Annotated in this window: 5 protein-coding genes; 4 read left to right on the top strand and 1 reads right to left on the bottom strand. The window is 60.5% G+C overall.

Annotated elements, in window-relative coordinates; all coding sequences use genetic code 11:
• Positions 1 to 94 precede the first annotated feature (94 nt).
• Entirely contained in the window at positions 95 to 1,012 is a 918-nt protein-coding gene (gene ttdA / locus BLR25_RS20705; RefSeq protein ID WP_281245610.1) for a L(+)-tartrate dehydratase subunit alpha, read from the bottom strand.
• Positions 1,013 to 1,101: 89 nt separating this feature from the next.
• Here ttdA and BLR25_RS20700 point away from each other — a divergent pair, with 89 nt between their 5' ends.
• The 4 genes from BLR25_RS20700 to BLR25_RS20685 all read left to right on the top strand — a co-directional run.
• Positions 1,102 to 2,016: a LysR family transcriptional regulator gene (locus BLR25_RS20700; RefSeq protein ID WP_091940721.1), complete on the top strand. Its 915-nt coding sequence runs from the start codon at positions 1,102 to 1,104 to the stop codon at positions 2,014 to 2,016.
• 161 nt (positions 2,017 to 2,177) lie between these two features.
• A complete protein-coding gene (locus BLR25_RS20695; protein WP_091940719.1) occupies positions 2,178 to 2,549 on the top strand; it encodes a response regulator in 372 nt (123 codons plus the stop codon).
• Positions 2,550 to 2,759: 210 nt separating this feature from the next.
• Positions 2,760 to 6,137 carry a PAS domain S-box protein gene (locus BLR25_RS20690; RefSeq protein WP_091940716.1) on the top strand — a complete coding sequence of 1,126 codons (3,378 nt, stop codon included), beginning with the start codon at positions 2,760 to 2,762 and terminating at the stop codon, positions 6,135 to 6,137.
• A 358-nt stretch (positions 6,138 to 6,495) separates the two neighbouring features.
• Positions 6,496 to 7,308: ketose-bisphosphate aldolase (locus BLR25_RS20685; protein ID WP_091940713.1), on the top strand; the 813-nt coding region annotated here is incomplete at its 3' end.

The raw sequence follows: 7,308 nt of genomic DNA, 5'->3' as shown, positions 1-7,308 counted from the left end.
CAGGTGACGATGTGACCGGTCAGATAGACGACGTCGCCCGCACGCAAATCTTCGAGGTCTTCGTCCTTGATCGGCGTTCTCAGAATCTTCTTGCTCACAGCGTCGCTCCTTCATGCGAGATGATTTGATAGCTCAGGTCCGCGTTGATCCGGATCCGCCCGCGACGGTGCGCCCAGCAGCCCGTCGACACCGCCACCCCGATCGTCGAGGGATGTCGCGCCGAGGACTCGATGTTCACCCCCATGACGCTGTCCGTCCCGGTCAGCCCCTGCGGGCCGATGCCCATCTCGTTCAGACCGTCTTCCAGCAGCTTCTCCATCAGCGCCGCCCGTTCGTTCTCGTGGTGCGAGCCGATCGGCCGCATCAGCGCCTTCTTCGACAAGCGCGCTGCCGTCTCCACCGCCGTCGACACCCCGACCCCCACCAGCAGCGGCGGACAGGCATTCACGCCGCGCGACGAAATCACCTCGAAAACGAAATCGGTCACCCCTTCGTAGCCCTGACCCGGCATCAGCACCGTCGCCGAGCCCGGTAGCGTGCAGCCACCACCAGCCATATACACGTCGATCGTCACGCCGTCGTCATCGCCGACGATCTCCCAGTCCAGCCACGGCGCCTTCGTCCCCGTGTTCGTCCCGGTATTCTTCTCGACGAAGGTCTCGACCGCGTTGTGACGCAAGGGCGATGCATCCGTCGCCTGCCGCGTCGCCTCGGCCAGAATGTCACCCAGTTCGCCCAGCAGCGGAAACTTCGCCCCCGCCGTCACGAAGTACTGGATCACCCCGGTGTCCTGGCAGCTCGGCCGGTCCAGCTTCGCCGCCACTTTCTGGTTCTCCGCCATCGACAGATAGATCGCCTTCGCCAGCGGCTTCGTCTCCCGCCCCCTCAATTCCGACAGCTTCTTCTCCACGTCCGTCGGCAAGTGCTTCCCGATGTACGCCGTGAATTTCGCCATCGTCTCAGTCAGTGACTGAATAGCCCCTTCTTTTTCCACATCCGCTCTCCAAAACATGCCCATCCGGCAATGGTGGATAATTTATAATGTTCCATGAAATATAAAAATATTGATTAAGGCAAACCTTAGATTCCAGGGTGGAACAAATGAAACTACGGACCGACCTCTCGTTTTTCTCGACATTGGTGAAGTGCGGCAGTCTCTCGGCCGCCGCCCGGGAATTCAACGTCACCCCGTCGGCGGTCAGCAAATGGCTGGCCCAACTGGAAAGTCGCATCGGCGTTCGCCTGATCGCCCGCAACACCCGGCGCATCAGCCTGACCCAGGAGGGCGAGATCTACCTCGCCGAAGGACGACGCATCCTCAGCGAAATCGACGACCTCGAACGATCGATTTCAAGCAGCCAAGGCGCCCCGCTCGGATTGCTGAAAGTTCAGGCCACCTTCGGCTTCGGCCGCAGTTTCATCGTCCCGGCGGTATCGAAGTTTTCGGCACTCTATCCGGACCTGGAAATCCAGCTCTTATTGACCGACCGGCCGATCAGCCTGGCCGAGGGTAATATTGATGTGAGTATTCGCTTCGGCCCGCCACCCGACGGTCGTGTCCTGGCGCGGAAACTCGCCAATCACCGACGGCGGATTTTCGCCTCTCCACGTTATCTGGAAGGCAGGACCCGTCCGGTCGTGCCGAACGACCTGACGATGCACAACTGCCTGATCGTCCGGCAGGACGACGTCGCGTATGGACAATGGCATTTCACCAAGGCACGCAAGACGCATACGGTCAAGGTTCGCGGCACGCTCAGCAGCAACGATGGCGCGGCCGTTCTGACCTGGGCGCTGGAAGGCCGCGGCGTCATCATGCGTTCCGAGTGGGACGCGGCACCGTTCGTGCGCGCCGGGCAACTCGACGTCCTGCTCGAAGACTACGCACTCCCCCCCGCCGACATCTACGCGGTCTATCCGCATAAAGAGAACCTCGCCGCCAAAACACGCATGTTCGTCGACTTCCTGGCCGAGCACTTCGCCCACAAATCGGGACAACAACGCAGTCCGTGGTAAGACGCCATGGTTTTTGCCGCCACCTCCCGTATGCAGAACAATGCCAAGCCAACGCATGCTAGACTCGACTTGCTCGTCCAAGAAGCGACCTCCGCACGGAATACGCGCAACCAAGCCTCAGAGGTCACGCCCGAAACCACAGCACGCATCAAACCGAGATCATGGGCACAACCAATATCCTGATCGTTGAAGACGACAAACTTCAGCGCACTCTCATCCGCAAGGTCATCGACAACGGCCAGCGCCAGATTGCCGAAGTGGAAACGGCGCAGGACGGATTGCGATATGCCCAGGACAACCCCGTCGACATCCTCCTGCTCGACCTCAGCCTGCCCGGACGATTCGACGGGTTCTCACTGTGGGAAGCCTTGCGACGAAACAAGCGTTTCGCCGACACCAAGGTGATCATCATCACCGGCTACGACGACCCCCAGGACCGGATCGACGCTGAAAACCTCAACATCGACCACTACCTCGTCAAACCGGTCAACGCCGCCGAGTTGCAAGCACTCATCGCGCGCCTGGAGGCTTAGCGGTCGGCGGCAAACAACGGGACAAGCCCGACGCCACCGAACTGCCACAAAGCCCGACAAGACCGGATCGCCCGCCCGGTCTCCCGCAACGGCAAATTACCGTGGCGAAGCAAAGCTTGTCATTGGCCTATCCTGCACATGAGCATATGATGATAGAGCACACAGGCGCGTGATTCGCATCATTACAGGACCGGCACGGCGGACTCGACCATGGATTCCGGCTCACCCCTCTCTCGGACATACCCCCCGCTGGCCAACCCGAGGCACTTTCAGCGCTGGGTAGTGCTGGCCATCACCGTCGTCAATCTGGTCGCCTGGAGTCTCGGCGCGCATGAAATCGTCGTCAGCCGCCAGCGCGCGATCGACCAACTCCAAATCGTCACGACCAATCTCGTCGAACTGCTCGAATCGAATATTTCCGAATCTGCCCGGAATATCGACCTGGCCCTGCAAAACATCGCGGACTCGCTCGAATATGCCGGACGCGACCATGAAATCCCGGACGCCTTCGTCGAGTCTTTGCTGGCACGGCAGCTTGCCCGCCATCCCGAGGTCGATGCGTTTCGCGTCAGCGATGCCAAAGGCGACGTGCTCTGGGGCAAAGGCGTCATCCGTTCGAAGCCGGCAACCTATGCCGACCGCGATTTCTTCCGGGAACATCGGAAACAACCGGGTCAACGCCTGATCATCACCGAACCGATCATGGGCCGGGTCTCCAAGATCCGGGTTATCGCTTTTACCCGTTCCTATCGTGACGCCAACGGTGCCTTCGCTGGCGTCGTCTCGGCCGCCGTTCCCATCCAGCATTTCACCGATCTCCTTTCGCGACTCGACCTCGGCGCGAACGGCACTGCGCTAATGCGCCATCTCGACGACGCTTTGCTGACACGCTATCCACCGGTCGACGGGGCCGCTGGCGAGACCGGCGCCAAGGCATCAACGGACGAGACAAGGACACTGATCGACTCCGGCAAGGATCGCGGCATATTTCATCTCGACCCGGCGCCTGACGGCATCGAACGCAGATACGCTTTCAAGCGCGTACGCACCATGCCACTTGTCGTCGCTATCGGCGTCTCTCCCGTCGACACGCTCGCCGAATGGCGTCGTGACACGGCCACGACCATCGCCTTGCTCACCGCATTTTTGATCGCCAGCGTCTTCGCTGCCTGGATCGACCGACGCTACTGGCACCGCTACAGGCAGGATGCCGAATCCATCCGGCGCAGCCATCTGCGCTTCAAGACGATCATCGACGCCTCCCCCGTTCCACTCGCTCTCAACGATGCCGATAAACGCGTCGTCTATGTCAATCCGGCCTTCATAAAGACATTCGGCTACGAACTCAGCGACATCCCGCAGCTCGAAGACTGGTGGATAAAGGCCTACCCCGACGCCGTCTATCGCTCGGAAATCATGCGCGAATGGCAAGACCGAGTCGCCTCCGCCATCGATACCGGGCAGCCGTTCGACGACCTCCTGGCCCGCATCACCTGCAAGAACGGCAGCCAACGCTTCGTGCTCTGTTCGGCGGCAGCCCTGCCAGAACCGGACGACACCATCCTCGTCGTCCTCTATGACATTACCGAACGCAAGCACGCCGAAGCGACCCTGCAATCGGTGATGGAGGCCGCCAACGATGCCATCATCGTGACAAATCCCGACGGCGCCATCACCCACTGGAACAAGGCCGCAACCGAGGTCTTCGGCTATTCGGCCGACGAAGCGATCGGCAAGAACCTCCATGCACTGGTCGTTCCAACCCGTCATCTCGGCGCCCATCAATCGGCCTTCCCGACTTTTCAACGCACCGGCGCCGGTGCCGCCATCGGGCGCTCGATGGAACTTCAGGCGCATCGCAAGGACAGGCGCGAAATCGCCGTCGAAGTCTCTCTTGCGTCGGTTCGCCTGCACGACGGATTCCATGCCATCGGAATCGTTCGCGACATCACGGAGCGCAAACGGACGGAGAACGAACTCAAGCAATTCGCCGCAATCGTCCAGTCCTCCGATGACGCAATCATCGGGAAGACGCTGACCGGCATCGTCACCAGCTGGAACCCCGGTGCGGAAGCCATTTTCGGATACAGTGCCGAGGAGATGATCGGCCGGCCAATGCTGGATGTCTTCCTTCCCGCCCTGCAGAACGAAGAAACCATCATCCTCGACCATATCAAGCGGGGGGAGTCGGTCGACCACTTCGAAACGCTGCGGCGACGCAAGGATGGCCGGGTCATCAATGTATCGGTCAGCATCTCGCCGGTTCGCGACAGCGATGGAAACATCATCGGCATATCGACGATTGCCCACGACATCAGCGACAAGAAACAGGCCGAGGTGGAACTCGAACAGCATCGATTCCATCTTGAGGAACTGGTTGCCGCCCGCACCGCCGAGCTCGATCGCGCCAACAAAGCACTCTCCCTGGCCAAGGATCAGGCCGAGAACGCCAATCGCGCAAAGAGCATATTCCTCTCGAACATGAGCCACGAAATCCGCACGCCGATGAATGCCATCTTCGGCATGGTCCATCTCCTTCGGCGCAGCGAACTGACGCAATCGCAGCAGGAGCGGGTCGACAAGATCGACACCGCCTCCCGACATCTCCTCAACGTCATCAATGACGTACTCGACCTCTCGAAGATCGAGGCCGACAAATTGGAGTTGCAGAACGAGCCGGTATCGATCCCGGCCCTGCTCAACAACGTTCACAGCATCCTGATCGAATCCGCACAGAACCGCGACAACACCCTGCGCATCGAATCCGACCCATTCCCCGAGGCACTGCTGGGCGATGCCACGCGCCTGCAACAGGCATTGATCAACTACGCCACCAACGCACTCAAGTTCACCGACGGCGGCCTGGTGACGATCCGCGCCCATCGCGTCAGCGAATCACAACGATCCGTCATCATACGTTTCGAAGTCAAGGACAACGGAATCGGCATCCCGGGCGAAGCTGTTCCGCGTCTTTTCAATTCCTTCGAACAGGCGGACGGATCGACGACACGCAAGTACGGCGGGACGGGTCTCGGCCTGGCGATCACCCGCCGCCTCGCCGAACTGATGAACGGCGACGTCGGTGTCCGCAGTACGCCAGGCGTAGGCAGCACTTTCTGGTTCACCGCCTGCCTGAACAAGAGCGATATTTCCGACCTCTCAGCCTCCAGAACCAGTTGCGATGCCGAACGGCATTTACGTGAACGCCATATCGGATCCTTCGTTCTGGTCGTTGACGACGAACCCGTCAACCGCGAAGTGGCGCGCGATTTTCTTGAATCCGTCGGACTTGTCGTCGATGTCGCTGAAGACGGGGCCAAGGCCGTCAGCATGACGGAAAAGACCGATTACGATCTGATCCTGATGGATATGCAGATGCCAATACTCGACGGCCTCGAGGCGACGCAACAGATCCGCACCAAAGCGTCCTGCCGCAGCATCCCGATTCTGGCGATGACGGCCAACGCTTTCGCCGAGGACAAGAGCCGTTGCTTCGCTGCCGGCATGGATGACTTCATCGCCAAGCCTTTCAAGCCGGAGCACCTGTTCGCCTGCGTGCTCAAATGGCTGGACCGGCGACTGCAGTAACGCGAAAACGGCACGCGCCCCCCTCGCTCCGGGCAGTCGCCATCAATGGCCACAGCCCGTTCTGACGGCCATGCCGGGTACATGAATCCAATTCACCTAAGCGTGCAAAAAACTCGTTTGAACCCCGGCCAACGCTTGCGTAGACTAGCCCGCAGCCCCGAAAGGTCGTCACATTCCCGGCAACACGCCGAAGGTCTTCGCCACGTCTCCCTGCAGTAAGGGCTGAGACCTGACGGTCCGATGACGCTGTCACTCGAACTGACGCAGTCGCACAGGCCATCCCAAGCGGGAATGCAGATTCAGGGCGGATTCGACTGTTGTTTTCGAAATGTCATTCTAAAAACCCGAAGGAAAAGCGATGCCACTAGTTTCTCTGCGCCAACTACTCGACCACGCTGCCGAAAACAGCTACGGTTTGCCCGCCTTCAACGTCAACAACATGGAGCAGGTCTGCGCCATCATGGACGCCGCGAGCGAGCTCGACGCGCCCGTCATCATGCAGGCCTCCGCAGGGGCGAGAAAGTACGCCGGCGAAGCATTCCTCCGCCACCAGATCCTGGCGGCCCTCGAAGCCTATCCGAACATCCCGATCGTCATGCACCAGGACCACGGCCAGTCGCCGGCGGTGTGCATGCAGGCGATCCGTTCGGGCTTCTCGTCGGTGATGATGGACGGTTCGCTCGAGGCTGACGGCAAGAGCGTCGCCTCGTACGAATACAACGTCGCGACGACGCAGAAGGTCGTCGAACTCGCGCACTCGATCGGCGTCTCGGTCGAAGCCGAACTCGGCGTGCTCGGCTCGCTCGAAACGATGAAGGGCGATAAGGAAGACGGTCACGGCGCCGACGGCCACATGACGCGCGAGCAGTTGCTCACCGACGTCGAGCAGGCCGCCGACTTCGTCAGGAAGACGCAGTGCGACGCGCTCGCCATCGCCATCGGCACCAGCCACGGCGCCTACAAGTTCACCAAGAAGCCGACCGGCGACATCCTGGCGATCGACCGCATTGCCGAGATCCATGCGCGCATCCCGAACACGCACCTCGTCATGCATGGATCATCGTCGGTGCCGCAGGAACTGCTCGCCGAAATCCGTGAATTCGGCGGCGACATGAAGGAAACCTATGGCGTGCCGGTCGAGGAAATCGTCCGCGGCATCAAGCACGGCGTG

The sequence above is a fragment of the Propionivibrio dicarboxylicus genome, from assembly GCF_900099695.1.
Taxonomy (GTDB): domain Bacteria; phylum Pseudomonadota; class Gammaproteobacteria; order Burkholderiales; family Rhodocyclaceae; genus Propionivibrio; species Propionivibrio dicarboxylicus.
The sequence above is the reverse complement of the archived record's forward strand: the minus strand, read 5'-3'. Positions and strand labels throughout refer to the sequence as shown.

Bases quoted from the DNA above. Each gene is read 5' to 3' on its own strand.
- BLR25_RS20700 (WP_091940721.1), top strand. From the start codon at position 1,102: ATGAAACTACGGACCGACCTCTCGTTTTTCTCGACATTGGTGAAGTGC.
- BLR25_RS20695 (WP_091940719.1), top strand. From the start codon at position 2,178: ATGGGCACAACCAATATCCTGATCGTTGAAGACGACAAACTTCAGCGC.
- ttdA (WP_281245610.1), bottom strand. From the start codon at position 1,012: ATGTTTTGGAGAGCGGATGTGGAAAAAGAAGGGGCTATTCAGTCACTG.
- BLR25_RS20690 (WP_091940716.1), top strand. From the start codon at position 2,760: ATGGATTCCGGCTCACCCCTCTCTCGGACATACCCCCCGCTGGCCAAC.